Source organism: Flavobacterium sp., assembly GCF_049590715.1.
Taxonomy (GTDB): Bacteria; Bacteroidota; Bacteroidia; order Flavobacteriales; family Flavobacteriaceae; genus Flavobacterium.
In genome coordinates, this window is sequence record NZ_JBAWDL010000088.1 from 1 (window position 1) to 2,612 (window position 2,612).

The 2,612-nt window shown below is 34.4% G+C and carries 2 protein-coding genes; one reads left to right on the forward strand and one right to left on the reverse strand.

Annotation, left to right across the window (positions count from 1 at the left end; all coding sequences use genetic code 11):
- A partial coding sequence (recG, locus tag WBQ70_RS04390; protein WP_423911094.1) for an ATP-dependent DNA helicase RecG occupies positions 1 to 1,396 on the forward strand: 1,396 nt, incomplete at its 5' end.
- Between the two features lie 321 nt (positions 1,397 to 1,717).
- On the opposite strand, the gene WBQ70_RS04395 is transcribed toward recG, so the two are convergent.
- The gene (locus WBQ70_RS04395; protein WP_423911097.1) at positions 1,718 to 2,359 is read right to left on the reverse strand and encodes a protein-L-isoaspartate(D-aspartate) O-methyltransferase; all 642 of its coding nucleotides are present in this window, start codon (positions 2,357 to 2,359) and stop codon (positions 1,718 to 1,720) included.
- Between the last annotated feature and the right edge of the window lie 253 nt (positions 2,360 to 2,612).

Below are 2,612 nucleotides of genomic sequence, written 5' to 3' on the forward strand. Positions count from 1 at the left end.
CCTGAAAAACCTGATTCAGAAACACAAAATAAAAGGTCATCCTTTTACAAAAGTGGGCGACTATTTTAATGATTTCTATCAAAATCATTTGCCGTTTAATCTCACAGGTGCACAAAAAAGAGTAATAAAGGAAATCCGAACGGATATGGGAAGCAATGCCCAAATGAACCGACTCTTACAAGGAGATGTAGGTTCAGGGAAAACCATTGTGGCCTTTATGAGCATCTTATTGGCAATTGATAATGGCTTTCAAGCTTGTTTGATGGCTCCAACAGAAATCTTAGCTAACCAACATTTTATTGGACTTTCAGAATTAGCTAATAAGCTGAATTTAAACATTAAAATACTAACAGGTTCAACTAAAACTTCAGTTCGAAAAATCATTCATGAAGAACTCGAGAATGGAAATTTGCAAATCCTCATTGGTACACATGCTTTGCTAGAAGACAAGGTGAAGTTTCAAAATCTAGGACTAGCTGTGATTGATGAACAACACCGTTTTGGTGTGGAGCAACGTTCTAAATTATGGAAAAAAAATACGATTCCGCCACACGTTTTGGTGATGACCGCTACACCTATTCCAAGAACTTTAGCGATGAGTTTGTATGGCGATTTAGACATTTCAGTGATTGATGAATTACCACCAGGACGAAAACCCATCAAAACCGTACATCGATTTGATAGCAACCGTCTTAAAGTTTGGAAATTCATAAGGGATGAAATCGCTTTGGGACGACAAATTTATATTGTATATCCGTTGATTCAAGAGTCAGAAAAAATGGATTTTAAAGATTTAATGGATGGATACGAAAGTATTTCAAGAGATTTTCCGCTGCCCGATTATTCGATTTCCATTCTTCACGGAAAAATGAAACCTGCAGACAAAGACGCTGAAATGAAACGCTTCTCCGAAGGGAAAACGAATATTATGGTTGCTACTACAGTCATTGAAGTGGGTGTCAATGTCCCCAATGCTTCAGTAATGATTATTGAAAGTGCCGAGCGTTTTGGACTTTCTCAACTCCATCAATTGCGGGGTCGTGTTGGTCGTGGAGCAGAACAAAGTTATTGTATCCTGATGACCAGCCACAAACTAAGTTCAGATAGTAGAACCCGAATGGAAACAATGGTACAAACCAATGATGGTTTTGAAATTGCCGAAGTCGATCTCAAACTCCGTGGTCCTGGGGACATGATGGGAACCCAACAAAGCGGTGTGCTTAATCTTCAAATTGCAGATATTGTAAAAGACAAAGACATTTTATCAAATGCACGTTTTCATGCTCAAAAAATTATTTCAGGTGACGTGAGTCTAACCCAACCTGAAAACCAAATTATAAAATTCATTTATTTAGAATTATCTAAAAAGAAAAATATTTGGAATTATATTAGTTAGTGTATGATCCTCTTTATTTGAATTGAATCCGCTTTCAATAATAAAATGTAAAACTATTTATTATTAAAAATATGAAGTGTCACTATTCTTTCTTTGTCCGCTGTCAATAGGCTTGTTTTTGTTCTAATATATTTAGTCGTACCTGTGGTCGTTTATTTTTTTTTGTTTTTAAGTTTAGAGTTGATAGCAAAAGAAATCAAAGATTCTTTTAGTCTTGATGCTAATCACCTACCAACTCCAAAACTAGCCTGAAATATTGAAAAACATGTAGAAGAATTAATTTAAAACCCGTTTACATCTAGAATATAATAATAGTATAATTTAATTTTTATCCTCTAATAAAGGGACAAATCTGAATTCTCCCAATTCATGTTTCTCAAATTGAGTTTCATTTTTCCGAATCAACAGCGTCATTATTTGCACATCTTCACCAAGAGGAATAACTAATCTGCCCCCTATTTTTAGTTGTGCCATCAAAGGTTTAGGAATAAAAGGAGCTCCAGCTGTTACAATAATACTATCAAAAGGAGCAAAACCTGGCAATCCTTTGTAACCATCACCAAAAGTAAGAAGTTTTGGTCTTATACCTAGTTTAGGTAAAAAAGAATAGGTTTTCTTGAACAATTCGTTTTGACGTTCCACACTAAAAACCTTAGCGCCCATCATAAATAAAACGGCCGTTTGGTACCCTGATCCTGTACCAATTTCTAAAATCTTGTGGTCTTTTTGAATTTCTAATAGTTGTGATTGGAAAGCCACAGTATAAGGTTGAGATATTGTTTGTCCAGCACCAATAGGAAAAGCCATATCTTGATAAGCATATTCCGCAAAACTTGATTCTAAAAATAAGTGTCTCGGAATCTTTTTTATCGCTTCTAAAACGTTTTTATCTGTAATTCCTTTGTCTTGTAAAACGTTTACTAATTGGTTTCGAAGTCCTTGATGCTTGGCCGTATCTTTCAATGTGTAGTATTTAGGTTTTGGTAAAATTAAGTAAAGATTTTTGATTTCCAATTTTGAAATTCATAAAGAAAAACAATACTACAGCCAATAGTTTTTTCTTTTTAGCACAACTATTTTAAGTTATTGAACCAAACAAATCTCTACACTTTCGGTGCAGGGCAAACGCATGAGTTTTTAATTAATGCCTAATAATTTTTCAAGATATCCATTACTCCATCCAGCTTTAAGACGTTTTCCTTTAATTCCTAATTTT